General features: G+C 58.7%; 16 protein-coding genes. 11 read left to right on the plus strand and 5 right to left on the minus strand.

Annotation, left to right across the window (positions count from 1 at the left end; all coding sequences use genetic code 11):
- Nucleotides 1-90: 90 nt before the first annotated feature.
- A complete protein-coding gene (locus tag ACA056_RS07500) occupies nucleotides 91-1,296 on the minus strand; it encodes an MFS transporter (protein WP_497271595.1) in 1,206 nt (401 codons plus the stop codon).
- Between the two features lie 112 nt (nucleotides 1,297-1,408).
- Complete coding sequence (locus ACA056_RS07505; RefSeq protein WP_497271597.1) at nucleotides 1,409-2,062, minus strand: HD domain-containing protein; 654 nt, start codon at nucleotides 2,060-2,062, stop codon at nucleotides 1,409-1,411.
- A 143-nt stretch (nucleotides 2,063-2,205) separates the two neighbouring features.
- Here ACA056_RS07505 and ACA056_RS07510 point away from each other — a divergent pair, with 143 nt between their 5' ends.
- The gene (locus tag ACA056_RS07510) at nucleotides 2,206-2,688 is read left to right on the plus strand and encodes a GNAT family N-acetyltransferase (RefSeq protein ID WP_056745432.1); all 483 of its coding nucleotides are present in this window, start codon (nucleotides 2,206-2,208) and stop codon (nucleotides 2,686-2,688) included.
- Nucleotides 2,689-2,762: 74 nt separating this feature from the next.
- Nucleotides 2,763-3,320: a hypothetical protein gene (locus tag ACA056_RS07515; RefSeq protein WP_497271599.1), complete on the plus strand. Its 558-nt coding sequence runs from the start codon at nucleotides 2,763-2,765 to the stop codon at nucleotides 3,318-3,320.
- A 20-nt stretch (nucleotides 3,321-3,340) separates the two neighbouring features.
- On the opposite strand, the gene ACA056_RS07520 is transcribed toward ACA056_RS07515, so the two are convergent.
- The gene (locus tag ACA056_RS07520) at nucleotides 3,341-3,784 is read right to left on the minus strand and encodes a hypothetical protein (RefSeq protein ID WP_497271601.1); all 444 of its coding nucleotides are present in this window, start codon (nucleotides 3,782-3,784) and stop codon (nucleotides 3,341-3,343) included.
- Nucleotides 3,785-3,964: 180 nt separating this feature from the next.
- Here ACA056_RS07520 and ACA056_RS07525 point away from each other — a divergent pair, with 180 nt between their 5' ends.
- From ACA056_RS07525 to ACA056_RS07545, 5 genes are all read left to right on the plus strand, one after another.
- Entirely contained in the window at nucleotides 3,965-4,957 is a 993-nt protein-coding gene (locus ACA056_RS07525) for a 2-dehydro-3-deoxygalactonokinase (protein WP_497271603.1), read from the plus strand.
- A gap of 19 nt (nucleotides 4,958-4,976) precedes the next feature.
- Entirely contained in the window at nucleotides 4,977-5,597 is a 621-nt protein-coding gene (locus tag ACA056_RS07530; protein WP_497271605.1) for a 2-dehydro-3-deoxy-6-phosphogalactonate aldolase, read from the plus strand.
- 46 nt (nucleotides 5,598-5,643) lie between these two features.
- Nucleotides 5,644-6,792, plus strand: a complete 1,149-nt coding sequence (gene dgoD / locus ACA056_RS07535; RefSeq protein ID WP_008152275.1) for a galactonate dehydratase — start codon at nucleotides 5,644-5,646, stop codon at nucleotides 6,790-6,792.
- A gap of 187 nt (nucleotides 6,793-6,979) precedes the next feature.
- Entirely contained in the window at nucleotides 6,980-8,290 is a 1,311-nt protein-coding gene (locus ACA056_RS07540) for an MFS transporter (RefSeq protein WP_123364820.1), read from the plus strand.
- 60 nt (nucleotides 8,291-8,350) lie between these two features.
- The gene (locus ACA056_RS07545) at nucleotides 8,351-9,154 is read left to right on the plus strand and encodes an IclR family transcriptional regulator (RefSeq protein WP_008152270.1); all 804 of its coding nucleotides are present in this window, start codon (nucleotides 8,351-8,353) and stop codon (nucleotides 9,152-9,154) included.
- Here the strand turns inward: ACA056_RS07545 and ACA056_RS07550 are convergent.
- Nucleotides 9,151-10,203, minus strand: coding sequence for an NAD(P)-dependent alcohol dehydrogenase (locus ACA056_RS07550; RefSeq protein WP_497271608.1), 1,053 nt, complete (start codon nucleotides 10,201-10,203; stop codon nucleotides 9,151-9,153). The genes ACA056_RS07545 and ACA056_RS07550 overlap by 4 nt on opposite strands.
- Before the next feature lie 190 nt (nucleotides 10,204-10,393).
- Between ACA056_RS07550 and ACA056_RS07555 the strand changes: the two genes are divergently transcribed.
- Nucleotides 10,394-11,284, plus strand: coding sequence for an AraC family transcriptional regulator (locus ACA056_RS07555; protein ID WP_497271610.1), 891 nt, complete (start codon nucleotides 10,394-10,396; stop codon nucleotides 11,282-11,284).
- 60 nt (nucleotides 11,285-11,344) lie between these two features.
- Here ACA056_RS07555 and ACA056_RS07560 read toward each other — a convergent pair whose 3' ends face one another.
- Nucleotides 11,345-13,009, minus strand: a complete 1,665-nt coding sequence (locus tag ACA056_RS07560) for an electron transfer flavoprotein-ubiquinone oxidoreductase (protein ID WP_497271612.1) — start codon at nucleotides 13,007-13,009, stop codon at nucleotides 11,345-11,347.
- 549 nt (nucleotides 13,010-13,558) lie between these two features.
- On the opposite strand from ACA056_RS07560, the gene ACA056_RS07565 reads away from it, so the two are divergent.
- From ACA056_RS07565 to ACA056_RS07575, 3 genes are all read left to right on the plus strand, one after another.
- A complete protein-coding gene (locus tag ACA056_RS07565) occupies nucleotides 13,559-14,308 on the plus strand; it encodes an electron transfer flavoprotein subunit beta/FixA family protein (RefSeq protein ID WP_056745417.1) in 750 nt (249 codons plus the stop codon).
- Nucleotides 14,309-15,238 carry an electron transfer flavoprotein subunit alpha/FixB family protein gene (locus ACA056_RS07570; RefSeq protein ID WP_415773734.1) on the plus strand — a complete coding sequence of 310 codons (930 nt, stop codon included), beginning with the start codon at nucleotides 14,309-14,311 and terminating at the stop codon, nucleotides 15,236-15,238. It abuts the gene before it with no gap.
- A gap of 80 nt (nucleotides 15,239-15,318) precedes the next feature.
- Nucleotides 15,319-16,155 carry a substrate-binding periplasmic protein gene (locus ACA056_RS07575; protein ID WP_497271615.1) on the plus strand — a complete coding sequence of 279 codons (837 nt, stop codon included), beginning with the start codon at nucleotides 15,319-15,321 and terminating at the stop codon, nucleotides 16,153-16,155.
- The last annotated feature ends 1 nt before the right edge of the window (nucleotide 16,156 follow it).

A 16,156-nucleotide genomic window follows, 5' to 3' on the forward strand; every position in this document is an offset into this window, starting at 1 on the left:
ATGGATGTGGATAGGTCCATTTAATTAGAGTCCTTACCTGATGTTGGTCCGCCCCCGATTTGGATTGGTGCCTGATGAACGACGAACGGTCTAGGCCTGCTGCAACGTTTTGCGGGTAACGGCTCGGCGCCAGATCAGCCGGCCGACGCTGATCAGCCAATTCAGTACAGCAACCGCCAACACCGTGAGCAACAGCGTAGCCATCCCCTGTTCCACGATGATTTTTCCGGCCAGCAACGGAAACCCGAACACGCCGATAAAGTAGGACAGGCTGAACAGCAGCAAGGATTGCGCGGTGGTACCGTTTGGCGCCTCGTTGGCCGCCAGGCCATTGATCACCGAATAGGTCAGCCCGTAACCGACCCCGAGCATCACCGCCGCCAGCACGTAGCTGAACCCGTTGTCGACGACAAACCCGAACATCAGGATCGAGCCCATCATCAAGCCCGACAACAGGCAGGACGCCCGGAACGGGTCGCGCTTGACCACGAAACCGGCGATCAGCATGCGGCTGCTGATCGCTGCGCTCATGAAGCCGAGGAAGAACAATGAATAGTCGAGTGAACGCGCCGCCGCGTAACTTGTTTGAAAACTCGACAGACCGCCGAAAACGCAACCGCCGAGGCCGACCATGATGATCGGGAATACCGCTTTGGACGACAGCACTTGCGCCGCTGCACGCCAGGAAATTCGTGACACCGCTGTGGCGTGGGCCGGCGCTTTTTTCAACCGCACATCCAACCGCCAGAACAGCAATACACCCATCAGGCTGGCCAGCGCCGCAAGGTAAAACGCCGCGGTGATCGGATAGCCAAGGGCACTGGCAGCGCGGCCTAACAAGGGACCGCTGCCGATCCCGGTCATCATGCTGCCCGACAGCAGCGCGAAGTACTTCGCGCGTTGGGCAGGCGTTACCAGACTCGCCACAATGATCGGGCCAAGGGTATAGAACACGCCCCAACCCAGCCCCAGCAATAGTCCGAAAAACAACAGCAAACTGCCGAAGCCCGGCGCCAAGGCGAAGCCCAGGCTGGCGGCCACCAGCAGAATGCCGAACAGCGCTATCGAGCGGGCAGCACCGAGCAGGTCGGACAAGTGCCCGGAAACAATAACGGCGGCAAAGGTGCTGAGCATCGCCGCTGAAATCACACCGCCGGCATCATGCTCGTTGCCGCCGCGGGAGCCGATCAACAGCGACAGCAAAAAGGTCGAGCCATAGGACAGCGACAGCAAATAGCTGGCCAGGCAAAACAGGCCGAACAATCTGCTTGAAACAGGGGGTGTTGCGCTAGACATGACGCGGTTCCTTGACCCGATAGAAGAGAGCTTCATCTATCTATCACGCAAGGCGTCGATGTTAGGTCTGAGGTTTTTGATTTCAGGGTTAGCACTGGCAGGAGTAAAGCCTTCAGCAGGCGCCTATTTCTTCCTTGAACAGCTCCATGAAGCCCTTCAACCGTTCGTGGCGAGTCTGTGCCATACGCTGGCCTGTGGTCGTTTTGAATCCGTCCGCCAGGTGCAGCAGTTTGGTCTGGAAATGGTCGAGGCAAAAACGTTTGTCATCGTACTCCCGGTCCTTCGCCTCGGGATCCTCTGGGTCGTACAACGCGCTGCCCATACGTCCGGCGATGTAAAAGGTGCGCGCCACACCGAGCATGCCGAGGGAATCGAGGCGGTCGGCGTCCTGCATGATTTTCGCTTCGAGCGTGGTGGGCGCGATGTTGGCGGAAAAACTGTGTGCTTCGATGGCATGGGCAACAGCGCTGATTTTTGCGTCTCGCCAGGCCATGTCCGCCAACAATTTCGATGCTTTCTCGGCGGCCAGTCGCGACGCCTGAGAACGCAGCGGCGAGTTCTTCTCCACCGCCACGCAATCGTGCAAAAGCACCGCTGCGAGCAGCACCTCAAGATCGCCACCTTCTTCAGCATGAAGCGTACGCACGTTGTGCCAGACCCGCTGCAAGTGCGACAGATCATGGGCACCGTCCTCTGAGGGTTCCAGCGCGTGAGGCAGCAATTGCGCAGCGAGGAGTTGCAGTGGCGCGAAAGCATCAATGTTCATAAACATCCTGTTAAGTGAAAACGTCTGTTGCAGAGACATAGCCCAGCTACACATGCTCCATGGATCAGCTTTGAATTTCCAGTGTGACGAGCGCCGCGCGCCGACTTAGTATGGCGTTTTCCACTTTTGACGAAGGCACGTCCATGACGATCGAGATCCGCCCGGCGACCCCGAGCGATGCACCGCAAATCCTCGGGTTCATCACTGAACTGGCCGACTACGAACGTGCCCGCCACGAAGTCATCGCCAGCGTCGCCGACATCGAGCGCAGCCTGTTTAGCGAAGGCGCCACCGCCCACGGCCTGATCTGTCTGCGCGACGGTTCGCCAATCGGCTTCGCGGTGTTTTTCTTCAGCTATTCCACGTGGCTCGGCAGCAACTGCCTGTACCTCGAAGACCTCTACATCACCCCCGATCAGCGTGGCGGCGGTGCGGGTAAAACCTTGCTGCGCCACCTGGCGAAAATCGCCTGTGCCAATGATTGCGGTCGATTTGAGTGGAGCGTACTGGACTGGAACAAACCGGCAATCGAGTTCTACAAGTCGTTGGGTGCGCAGCCGCAGGAAGAGTGGGTGCGGTATCGGATGGATGGGGCGGTGTTGCGGGAGTTTGCCGAGGGTCGTTGATCGATCTGGACACCAGCGTTACCGGCGATCATGAAGATCGCTTTTGCCTTGCGTGACACTTGGAAAGGAATTTTATGCTGTACCTGATCGTGGTGGTCGCAGTGTTTTTGCTGGGTGTGAGGTTCTATAACCGTGTGTTGGATAAAGGCACCGACTCACCACCATTGACGGATAACGTTAGTGCGTGCGTGGAAGTGCCTGTGCAGGTCCCAATCAAGAATGAAATGACTGAGAGCGGTACGGGCGTTCCTTTATACATTGGCTACAACGGTGCAACCATTTCATCGCCTGATCGCTCTTTGATCGTTGAGTGGTCTTATCAAGACGAGGCACGATTCGGTGATAGCTGGAATGAGGTGTCAGTCAACGGCGAGCGTCTGAAAGGCACCATGTGGGGGCGTGGTCATTGTTGGTCATCATGCCTGCGATACCTGACCTTTGAGCAGTACATGGGCTCTCACTCCAGGTTGATTGTGTATTGCGTCGAGCGAGCAGTTTATTTTGAGGTGACGAAGTTTTCCGCTGCAATATCCTTCAACTATCCAGTGCTGCACTACGGTGAGTACTCGGATGGAGAAAAGGCGATAAGCCAATACGTTTTTGTCGGCAATGAAATATGGCGGTCACTGTAGCCAATGCTTTGAAGTGAATGTTATTCACTGTCCTCCCAGTTGCCATTGATCATGCCGTCGAGTGTTTTACTGACGCTGATCTTGAAAACCCCGGCCTTCTCCTCATCGAAGGCCGCTCTCCACGCCGCGTATCCCTGATTGAAATCCGGAATCTCTGCAGTTTCCCCCACACGGTGGGTGATGCTGCGTTCAAGTGCTTTTGCCTGGAAGGGCAGGTGAGGCATGTCGTTGAACTCACTGCCTGTCACCGGGTTGATCATCCGAAAACCGTCCACTCTGATGTGAACGACCTTGCCCAGTTTCGGATAATTTTCGATTTTCAGGATCGTCAGTGTCGATCCATCCTCGCCCGGCCGGTTTTTGTAGGCCCAGATATCGCCCACCTTCAAGTCTTTCGATGCACTGAATGCCGCCATGGACCAGAGCACGCCGCATAACAGCAGAGCCTTTGAAGCAATCTTCATTTTTCTTCCTTGAGTGGGTGTATGGCTGCAATGGCCCGGCATTTTAGAGCGTCGCCGTAGAAAAACTTGTCACACTTGTAAATCCCACAATATGGGAGTGATATTTATATATTGAGATTTTTATGCGTCCGGGTTTATAGTCCAGCTCACTCACTGCCAATAAACAAAACAGGTGAAGCGATGCTGGCGCAATTGATCGCGCTCGATTGGGGGACAACCTCATTACGTGCTTACAAACTCGCCGCGGGTGGCCAGGTGCTCGAACAGCGTTCGCTGTCGTCGGGGATCATGCAGCTGCCCAGGACGCCGCGAATGATCGCGGGTCAGGAATGTACCGACGGTTTTGAACTGGCCTTCGATGAGGCCTGCGGTGACTGGCTCGACGCGCAGCCCGATTTGCCTGTGATTGCTTGCGGCATGGTTGGCAGCGCACAAGGCTGGCGTGAAGCGGCTTACCGCGATACGCCGGCGAACGTCGCCAATCTCGGAACTTCCCTACAAACGGTTCGCAGTCTTCGCGGTGTCGATGTGCACATTGTGCCGGGCGTGATTCAGCGGTCTCGTTTGCCAAACGTGATGCGCGGCGAAGAAACCCAAGTGCTCGGCGTGCTGCAGAATCTACCGGCCGAGGCGGGTGGTGATCTGTTGATCGGCCTGCCGGGCAGTCATTCGAAATGGGTGGAAGTGGCCGACGGCTGCATCGTGCAATTCGATACCTTCATGACCGGCGAAGTCTTCGCCGTGCTCAGCGAACACAGCATTCTGGGGCGCACCCAGCAAAAGGGCGCGTCCTTCGATGGCCATGCCTTTGATCGTGGTGTGCAAGTGGCCCTGTCGGCGGATGGCGAGATCGGGCCGTTGTCGACATTGTTCAGTGCCCGCAGCCTCGGGTTGACTGGCGAACTCAGTGCCACCGCCCAACCGGATTACTTGTCCGGCTTGTTGATTGGTCATGAGCTGTCTGCGTTGGCGAGTGTTCAGCGACGCCGACGCAACAGCGTTCATCTGCCTTCGATCATCCTCATTGGTAACACCCAACTCTGTGCCCGCTACAGCCGGGCGCTCGACGCCTGTGGTTTTGCCCGGGTGACCCTGGCCGAACAGGCCACCGAACGCGGCTTGTGGCAGTTGGCGGTCGCCGCCGGACTGATCACACCACACTCATCCCGTTAAACCTGACTGGAGGTCTGACATGCTCAAGCAAGCATTGGCGCAAAACGGTCTGATCGCGATTTTGCGTGGCCTGCGCCCGCAAGAAGCGGCGGCCATCGGCGAAGTCCTTTACGCCGCCGGATTTCGCGTCATCGAAGTGCCGCTCAATTCCCCTGAGCCGTACGAAAGCATCCGCATCCTGCGCAGTACCTTGCCCGCCGATTGCCTGATCGGTGCCGGCACGGTGTTGACGCCGGAGCAGGTCGAGCAAGTGAAAGCGGCGGGCGGTCAGGTGATCGTCATGCCTCACAGCGATGCCAAGGTGTTGCGCGCAGCGAAAGCGGCGGGGTTGTTCCTGTCGCCGGGTGTGGCCACGCCGACTGAGGCCTTCGCCGCACTGGCCGAAGGGGCGGACGTGCTGAAGATGTTCCCGGCCGAGCAGATGGGCCCGGCAGTCGTCAAAGCCTGGCTCGCGGTGCTGCCTGCGGGAACGATTCTGGCGCCGGTCGGCGGTATTACACCGGACAACATGCAGGTGTTTATCGACGCTGGCGTCAAAGGCTTCGGACTGGGTTCCGGGTTGTTCAAACCGGGCATGACGCCAGAGGATGTGGCGGTGAACGCCAAGGCCTACGTGGCTGCCTGGAAAGCCCTTCGCTAAGACTTTTTGGCGCTGCGAGCGCTGCATCTATAAGAGAGACAAAAAGATGAAAATCACCAAACTGACCACCTTCATCGTTCCGCCACGCTGGTGCTTCCTCAAGGTTGAAACCGACGAGGGCGTGACCGGCTGGGGCGAACCCGTAGTCGAAGGCCGCGCTCACACTGTCGCCGCCGCCGTTGAAGAATTGTCCGACTACCTGATCGGCAAAGACCCACGCAATATCGAAGACATCTGGACCGTGCTTTACCGCGGCGGCTTCTACCGGGGCGGCGCGATCCACATGAGCGCGCTGGCCGGTATCGACCAGGCGTTGTGGGACATCAAGGGCAAGGCCCTGGGTGTGTCGGTCAGCGATCTGCTGGGCGGCCAGGTACGGGACAAGATTCGTGTGTATTCGTGGATCGGCGGCGATCGGCCGGCGGACACTGCTCGCGCTGCAAAAGAAGCCGTCGAGCGTGGTTTCACTGCGGTGAAAATGAACGGCACCGAAGAGCTGCAATTCCTCGATTCCTTCGAGAAAGTCGACCTGGCCCTGGCCAACGTCGCCGCCGTGCGCGATGCGGTGGGCCCAAACGTCGGCATCGGCGTGGACTTCCATGGCCGGGTGCACAAGCCTATGGCCAAGGTGCTGATGAAGGAACTCGACCCGTACAAACTGATGTTCATCGAAGAGCCAGTGCTCAGCGAAAACTACGAAGCGCTGAAAGAATTGGCGCCGCTGACCAGCACCCCGATTGCCCTCGGTGAGCGGCTGTTCTCGCGCTGGGATTTCAAGCGTGTGCTCAGCGAAGGTTACGTCGACATCATCCAGCCGGACGCGTCTCACGCCGGCGGTATCACCGAAACCCGCAAGATCGCCAACATGGCCGAAGCCTACGACGTGGCGCTGGCGCTGCACTGCCCGTTGGGCCCGATTGCACTGGCGGCGTGTTTGCAGCTGGATGCGGTTTGCTACAACGCGTTCATCCAGGAACAGAGCCTGGGCATTCATTACAACGAGAGCAATGACCTGCTGGATTACGTCAAGGATCCGCGGGTGTTCGACTACGACAAAGGCTTTGTGAAAATCCCGAATGGCCCGGGCCTGGGGATCGAGATCAACGAGGAGTATGTGATCGAACGCGCGGCCGTCGGCCACCGCTGGCGTAACCCGATCTGGCGCCATGCCGATGGCAGTTTTGCTGAGTGGTGAGTTCCTCCTGACCCACCGCAAATCCCTGTGGGAGCCAGCCTGCTGGCGATTTGGCCGGCACACCCAGCATTTAGGGTGACGGACACACCGCTATCGCCAGCAGGCTGGCTCCCACAGTTTGATCTCCATGGTTAGTGAGATCTGCGTTTCACATCGACCTCAATAAACATAAGAAGAGGCATTCCCCATGCAACCGCAAACCCTCACCGGGCAGGCGTCGTTGGTGACGCCCAGTCGCAAGCGTTTTTTCATCATGGTCCTGCTGTTTATCACCGTGGTGATCAACTACCTGGACCGTAGCAACCTGTCCATCGCCGCCCCGGCACTCACCAGCGAACTGGGCATCGACCCGATCCACGTCGGGCTGATTTTCTCGGCATTCGGCTGGACCTACGCTGCCATGCAAATCCCCGGCGGCTGGCTGGTGGATCGGGTTCCGCCGCGGATTCTTTATAGCGTCGCGCTGCTCCTGTGGTCGATCGCCACCGTCATGCTCGGCTTCGCCGCCAGCTTCATCGCACTGTTCGTGTTGCGCATGGCAGTCGGTGCACTGGAAGCGCCGGCATACCCGATCAACAGCCGTGTGGTCACCACTTGGTTCCCCGAGCGTGAACGCGCCACGGCCATTGGTTTCTATACCTCCGGGCAGTTCGTCGGTCTGGCGTTCCTGACGCCGGTATTGGCCTGGCTGCAGCATCAATATGGCTGGCACATGGTGTTTGTCAGCACCGGTGCGGTGGGCATTCTCTGGGCGGTCATCTGGTACGCGGTGTATCGCGAGCCACGGGATTTCAAAGGCGCCAATGACGCCGAAATCGAACTGATCCGCGAAGGTGGCGGGCTGGTGGATATCCAGGCTGAACAAGCCAAAGTCAAAGCCAAATTCAGCTGGATCGACCTCGGCATCGTTCTGACCAAACGTAAGTTATGGGGTATCTACCTCGGCCAGTTCTGCCTCAACTCGACGTTGTGGTTTTTTCTGACGTGGTTCCCGACCTACCTGGTGAAATATCGCGGCATGGACTTCATCAAGTCCGGCCTGTTGGCGTCGCTGCCGTTTCTCGCCGCTTTCGTCGGTGTGCTCTGTTCGGGGTTCTTCTCCGACTGGCTGATCCGCCGCGGCTACACCGTGGGTTTCGCCCGCAAGTTGCCGATCATTGGCGGCCTGCTGATTTCCACTTCGATCATCGGCGCCAACTTCGTTGAGTCGACACCACTGGTGATTGCCTTCCTCGCGTTGGCGTTCTTCGGCAACGGGCTGGCTTCGATCACCTGGTCGCTGGTGTCAACGTTGGCCCCGGCGCGATTGCTCGGGTTGACCGGTGGGGTGTTCAACTTCATCGGCAACCTGTCGGCGATTACCACGCCGATCGTCATCGGTTTCCTTGCTACCGGTGATTCGTTCGCTCCCGCGATCACCTATATCTCGGTTCTGGCGTTGATTGGTGCGCTTTCCTACATCTTGCTGGTCGGCAAAGTCGAGCGTATCAAGTTGTAGTTGCGGCATTCGGGCGACCATAATGCCGCCCGTTCACTCGCTCAACGGTAAAGGCTGGATATGCAGGAAGACGCCCCAAAAATCGCCAAGGACGCCGCACCGACCGGCACCCAGACACTGCTTCGTGGATTGGGTGTGGTTCAGGCCGTGGCCAGTGGCGCCCGCGATCTCAAGGAGATCGCCCGGCTGATCGGCACCACGCGCAGCACCACCCATCGTCTGGCCAGTTGCCTGGTGGACGAGCGTTACCTGCGTGTGGTGCCGCAAGTCGGTTATCTGTTGGGGCCGAAGTTAATCGAGCTGGGCTTTCAGGCGCGTGAAGAATTGCCCCTGGTCACATTGGCCGGGCCGTATCTGGATGAGTTGTCGGCGTTGACGGGTGACACCATTCACCTTGCGATTCGTGAAGGCGACGAAGTGCTGTACCTGCACAAGAATCCGGGACGCAATGGCCCGGAAATGCGTTCGCGGGTTGGCCATCGCATGCCGTTGGCGCGCACCGGGATCGGCAAGGCGTTGATGCTCGATGACACGCAGGAAGAATGGCAGCGGCTGTACGAAGTCAGCTTGCCGGCGGGTGGGAAGAATCAGTTCTGGCCGCAGCACCCGGAGCAGTCCTGGGAGCAGTTTCAGCAGCGCATGGTCGAGTACGTGGCGGGCGGTTATGCGTTCGATCTGGAAGATAACGAACCGTCGATACGCTGTGTGGCGGCGCCAATCCGCGATGCCAGCAAACGCATCGTCGCCGGCATCAGCATCGCCAGCACCGTGCCGTACATGCCGCTGGAGAAAATGGCCGAGCTGATTCCCCTGATCAAAGGAGTCACAGCCCGGCTGTCGGCAGAACTCGGTGCGAAGGTTTAGACCTTCAGCGTTGCCATGTCGATGACGAAACGGTACTTCACGTCACCGGCAATCATGCGGGCGTAAGCCTCGTTGATCTGGCGGATGTCGAGCATTTCAATGTCGCAGGTAATGTTGTGCTCGGCGCAGAAATCCAGCACTTCCTGGGTTTCGGCGATGCCGCCGATCAGCGAGCCAGCCAATACGCGACGGCTCATCACCAGTTTGCCGGCGTGGACCGGTGGATCGACCGGTTCGATCAAGCCCACCAGAATGTGCACGCCGTCGAAACGTAGCGTATCGAGGTAGGGATTGAGGTCGTGCTGCACCGGAATGGTGTCCAGCAGGAAGTCGAAATGTCCTGCCGCGGCCCTCATCTGTTCGGCATCGGTCGACACGATCACGTGGTCCGCACCTTGGCGACAACCTTCTTCAGCCTTGCTCGCCGAGCGGGTGAATAATGTGACTTCAGCGCCCATCGCCTTGGCGAACTTGATGCCCATGTGGCCGAGGCCGCCCATGCCGAGAATCCCGACCTTGTCGCCCGCCTTCACGCCGTAGTGCTTGAGCGGCGAGTAGGTGGTGATGCCAGCACACAGGATCGGCGCAGCGCTGGCCAGGTCGAGTTTCTCGGGAATGCGCACAACGAAATGTTCGCTGACCACGATGCTGTCGGAATAGCCGCCCATGGTGTTGCTGCCATCAACCCGGTCCGGGGTGGCGTAGGTCATGGTCGGACCTTCGAGGCAGTATTGCTCGAGGTTCGATTGGCAGGCTTCGCAGCTGCGGCACGAATCGACCATGCAGCCGACGCCGACCAGATCGCCGACTTTATGTTGGGTGACGTTCGCACCGACGGCGGTAACTTTGCCTACGATCTCGTGACCGGGCATCAGTGGGTAAACGGCAATGCCCCACTCGTTGCGTGCCTGATGGATGTCGGAATGGCAGACGCCGCAGTAGAGAATATCGATCGCAACGTCGTCAGCACGTGGGCTACGGCGTTCGAATTTTACGGGGGCGAGGGGAGTGGTGGCCGACTGGGCCGCATAACCGATGGCGGTGTACATGAGGAACCTCGCAAAAGCTGTGACGGGTGAGGTGGCGCATTCTGGGCGCCGCACCGGCCACCGGCCATGGCGATTCCTCCGGGTGTCATGCCTAATCCTCCGGCATGTGCCTCGGATGGGTCGCATTGGCCATCAGACCTGCGATGATGTTTTCATCCCTATTTCTGCGACTTTTTTGTGAAGAGCCCTCATGTTGTTGACCCGTCATCTCGATGCCAATGCCACGCTGGTTTCGCTGATTCAGCCTTTGACTAATCGCGATGGTTTCGCGCCCACGGCGTTGCCGGGTGTGCAGGTTTTGCGGGCCAGTTGTGATGTGGCTCGCGGCCCGCAGATTTACGAGCCGAGTCTGGTCATCATCGCCCAGGGCAGTAAGTTGGCGTATCTGGGGCCGCGTACGCTGGAGTACGGCGCCGGGCATTATTTGATTCAGGCATTGCCGGTGCCGTTCGAATGCGAGACGTTTTCAGCACCCGATGGCCCGATGCTGGGCGTTTCCATCGCCATTGACCGGGTGTTGCTCGGTGAGTTGGTCTTGGCCATGGGGCTGGCGCCGGGGCGAAGTATTGCGGCGCAAACGCCAGAGTCCATGACCTTGGCGGTGCTCGACGATGCGATGCGTGGTTGTGTTGAACGGCTGCTGCGTTGCCTGCACGATCCGCTGGAATGCCAGATCATGGGGCCGGCACGGTTGAGGGAATTGTTGTTCGTTGCTTTGCGTGGTCCGCAAGCTGATGTGTTGCGTGCGTTGGTGGAACAGCAGGGGCAGTTCGCCCGGATCGCGGCGTCGCTCAGCCATCTGCATGCGCATTACACCGAGCCGCTGAACGTCGAAACCCTGGCCAGTTGCGCGAACATGAGTGCGTCGACCTTTCACGAGCATTTCAAACGCAGCACCTTGTTGTCGCCGGTGCAGTATTTGAAGCGTTTGCGTTTGCTCAGAGCCCAGCAGTTATTGCTGGGCGAGGGATTGGGCGTGGCGCAGGTGGCGCATCGGGTCGGGTATCAAAGTACGTCGCAGTTCAGTCGCGAGTACAAGCGCTACTTCGAGCGTAATCCCGGGGATGAACGCGCGGCCTGACAGGAATCGCGGGCAACAAAAAGGCCCCCGTTCGGGAGCCTTGATGTTCAAGCCTTCGACTTACATGTTCGGGTAAGTCGGGCCGCCAGAGCCTTCCGGCGCCACCCAGGTGATGTTCTGTGCAGGGTCCTTGATGTCGCAGGTCTTGCAGTGAACGCAGTTCTGGGCGTTGATCTGGAAGCGCTTCTCGCCGTCTTCCATGGTCACCACTTCGTACACGCCGGCCGGGCAGTAACGCTGGGCAGGCTCATCGTACAGCGGCAGGTTCTTGGCGATCGGGATGCTCGGATCGGTCAGTTTCAGGTGGCACGGCTGCTCTTCTTCATGGTTGGTACCCGAGATGAACACCGAGCTGAGCTTGTCGAAGCTGATCTTGCCGTCCGGTTTCGGGTAGTCGATCTTCTTGCAGTCGGCCGCAAGCTTGAGGCATGCGTAATCCGGCTTGGTGTCGTGCAGGGTGAACGGCAGTTTACCGCCGAAGACGTTCTGATCGAGCCAGTTGAAACCGCCGCCCACGATGGCGCCGAACTTGTGGATCGCCGGGCCGAAGTTGCGGCTGGCGAACAGTTCGTCGTAGAGCCAGCTCTTCTTGAACGCATCGACGTAAGTGGTCAGCTCTTCGGTGCCGTCCTTTTCAGCGAACAGCGCCTCGGCCACGGATTCAGCAGCGAGCATGCCGGACTTCATCGCGGTGTGGCTGCCTTTGATCTTGGCGAAGTTCAGGGTGCCGAGGTCGCAACCGATCAGTGCGCCGCCCTTGAAGACCATTTTCGGCAGCGAGTTCAAGCCGCCTTTGCTGATGGCGCGAGCGCCGTAGCTGATGCGCTTGCCGCCTTCCAGGTACTGCTTGAGCACCGGGTGATGCTTGAGGCGCTGGAACTCGTCGAACGGCGACAGATAAGTGTTGCTGTAGGACAGGTCGACGATCAGACCGACTACGACCTGGTTGTTTTCCAGGTGATAGAGGAACGAGCCACCGGTGTTCTCGGTGCCCATGATGTCCAGCGGCCAGCCGGCGGTGTGGACCACCAGGCCTGGTTGATGCTTGGCCGGGTCGATTTCCCAGATTTCTTTCAGGCCGATGCCGTAGTGCTGGGCGTCGGCATCGCTGTCGAGGTTGAAGCGCTTGATCAGTTGCTTGCCGATGTGACCACGGCAACCTTCGGCGAACAGCGTGTACTTGCCACGCAGTTCCATGCCCGGGGTGTACAGGCCTTCTTTCGGTTGACCTTCGCGGTCAACGCCCAGATCGCCAGTGATGATCCCGCGAACCACGCCGTTCTCGTCGAACAGCGCTTCCTGAGCGGCGAAGCCTGGGTAGATTTCCACGCCCAGGTTCTCGGCCTGCTGGGCGAGCCAGCGGCACAGGTTACCCAGGGAGATGATGTAGTTGCCTTCGTTGTGCATGGTCTTGGGCACAAAGAGGTCAGGAATCTTCTGCGCGCTGTCGGCGTTCTTGAGAACGAAGATGTCATCGCGGGTGACTGGCGTGTTCAGCGGGGCGCCGAGTTCTTTCCAGTCCGGGAACAATTCGTTCAGGGCGCGTGGTTCGAACACGGCGCCGGACAGGATGTGAGCACCGACTTCGGAGCCTTTTTCGACCACGCAGACGCTGATTTCCTTACCGGCTTCGGCGGCCTTCTGCTTCAATCGGCAGGCGGCAGAAAGACCAGCGGGGCCGGCACCGACGATGACCACGTCGAATTCCATGTATTCGCGTTCCACAGGTTATCTCCTACTCAAGGCTCAACAGTTTTTTTTCTAATTGGAGGTTTGGTGTCGCATCCATGAATTCCTGCGCAATGCAGGAAGAGGACAATCGATGAGCCACCTTTCTCTCTAAGGTGGCGCATTATATCTACACCACTCCTAGCGTCCAATACAAACGTTTGTTTGAATCGGCTCAAAGCCAGAGAAATCAAAGTCACGCGGCTTATGACTGGCCATTTTGCCGTATTGACCGGAATAGGCGTTCCGGTCAAGATACGGTCGGTTTTGCGCTCGCCGTAGGCTGACTGTTGGTTTCAAGAGCACCTCTAAAGACAGGGCGATGGCAGTACAAGGTGATGCGTAGCGCAGGTTCTGGCGCGCAGTTTACACGCCGCGATAATGAATGACTCGTCAGTCACCACTGACGAACGGTCATCTTCATCGTGAGCGCTTGTCACTTGACACCTTTGCCAGCGTTTTTAGAGGTGCCCTTGCGCCGATGAGCATCAAACCGCCAGGTTCGCCTAGGCGACTTTCTTTTCACCGGAGAGTAACGAGGAATCCATGAAGGTTCTTGTAGCTGTCAAACGCGTTGTGGATTACAACGTCAAGGTTCGCGTCAAGGCGGACAATTCCGGCGTCGACCTCGCCAACGTCAAGATGTCGATGAACCCGTTCTGCGAAATCGCAGTGGAAGAAGCCGTACGCCTGAAAGAGAAAGGTGTTGCGACTGAAATCGTCGTCGTCTCCATCGGCCCGTCCACCGCTCAAGAGCAACTGCGCACCGCGCTGGCTCTGGGTGCCGACCGCGCCATCCTCGTCGAATCCGCTGAAGACCTGACTTCGCTGGCCGTTGCCAAGCTGCTCAAGGCTGTTGTCGACAAGGAACAGCCTCAGCTGGTGATCCTTGGCAAACAAGCCATCGACAGCGACAACAACCAGACTGGCCAGATGCTTGCGGCATTGAGTGGCTACGGTCAGGGCACCTTCGCGTCCAAAGTCGAAATCAGCGGCGACACCGTTGCCGTGACTCGTGAAGTCGACGGCGGCGCGCAGACAGTTTCCCTGAAACTGCCGGCCATCGTCACCACCGACCTGCGTTTGAACGAGCCGCGCTATGCGTCCCTGCCAAACATCATGAAAGCCAAGAAGAAGCCTCTCGAAGTGCTGACTCCGGACGCTTTGGGCGTTTCCACCGCCTCCACCAACAAGACCGTGAAAGTCGAAGCGCCGGCTGCACGCAGCGCGGGTATCAAGGTCAAGTCGGTGGCTGAACTGGTCGAGAAACTGAAAAACGAAGCGAAGGTAATCTAAATGACTATCTTGGTTATTGCTGAACACGACAACAAAGTGCTGGCCCCGGCCACGCTGAACACCGTGGCTGCCGCCGTTAAAATCGGTGGTGACATCCACGTTCTGGTAGCAGGTCAGGGCGCTGGCGCCGTGGCTGAAGCTGCTGCGAAAATCGCTGGCGTGGCTAAAGTGCTGGTGGCCGATAACGCCGCCTACACTCACCAACTGCCGGAAAACGTTGCTCCTCTGGTTGCCGAGTTGGGCAAGGGCTACAGCCACATCCTGGCTGCCGCCACTTCCAACGGTAAAAACATCCTGCCGCGCGTTGCCGCTCAGCTGGACGTTGACCAGATCTCCGAGATCATCTCGGTCGAAAGCGCTGACACCTTCAAGCGCCCGATCTACGCCGGTAACGCCATCGCAACCGTTCAATCGAACGCTGCGGTCAAAGTCATCACCGTTCGCGCCACCGGGTTCGACCCGGTTTCTGCTGAAGGTGGTTCGGCGGCTGTTGAAGCCGTTGCAGCTGCTCACGATGCTGGTATTTCCAGCTTCGTCGGCGAAGAACTGGCCAAGTCCGATCGTCCGGAACTGACCGCTGCCAAGATCGTCGTTTCCGGCGGTCGCGGCATGCAGAACGGCGACAACTTCAAACACCTGTACGCCCTGGCCGACAAGCTGGGCGCTGCCGTCGGCGCTTCCCGCGCTGCGGTCGACGCAGGTTTCGTACCCAACGACATGCAGGTCGGTCAAACCGGCAAGATCGTTGCTCCACAGCTGTACATCGCCGTCGGTATCTCCGGCGCGATCCAGCACCTGGCCGGCATGAAAGACTCCAAAGTGATCGTCGCGATCAACAAGGACGAAGAAGCGCCGATCTTCCAGGTGGCCGATTACGGCCTGGTGGCGGACCTGTTCGAAGCCATCCCTGAGTTCGAGAAGCTGGTCTAATCCAGCGGCCTGACTTATAAAGAGCCCGACCTTTTGGTCGGGCTTTTTTTTGTTCCGGATTTGAGTGGGAGAGTGTCGCCATGGATCTGCGCCGCGTTTACGGCTGGTCATTGCTAATGGGGCTGACGGTGTTGCCGGCGCTGTCCGTCGCCGCGGGCAAGTGCGAACGCCTGGTGGTGACCGGCAGCCCGGATGCGCCGCCGTACCTGTGGCAAGACCCGCAAAACCCCAAGCACCTGATCGGCGCCAGTGCAGATTTGTTGCAGCAAGTGGCGGGGGAGCTGGGGATCAAGGTCGAACTGCTTTACGCCGGCAAACGCTCCCAGGCCCTGGACGAAGTGCGCAGCGGGCGAATGGACATGCTGGCGGATGCGTCATTAACGGTCAGTGAGCTGGACACTCTGGATTACATTCATCCGCCGTTACTGGAAAACGATTACCTGGTCTGGGCCCGCAAAGACTCGACGCTGGTCTACAACGAAGCGCAGGACCTTCACGGTCATCCCGGCGCATTGTCGGAAAAGTCTCGTATGACCCCGGCATTTGGCACGTTCGCCGAGCAGCATTTGACCCTCGCACGTACGCCTAACCTGACCCAGGCCTTTCAGAAATTGCTGCTGGGCGAGGTGGAATTTGTCCTTGCCGGACGCTACTCGGGCATGGCGGCTGCGCAGACACTTAATCTGGCCAATGACCTGATCGCCCGTGCACAACCGATCGACAAACCCGGCCTGTTCCTCGCGGTTTCCCACAACTCCGCCTGCAACGATCCGTGGTTGCGCGGACAGCTGGCCAAAAAGATGACAGAATTGCCCGCGTCCGGACTGACGGAAGCCGTGCTGCAACGCAATATCGAGCGCTGGAAGACGCAGCTCTCACAACCGCAGCAACAACCTGTCAGTACCCCAAAACAGTAGG

The sequence above is a fragment of the Pseudomonas sp. LBUM1666 genome, assembly GCF_059695775.1.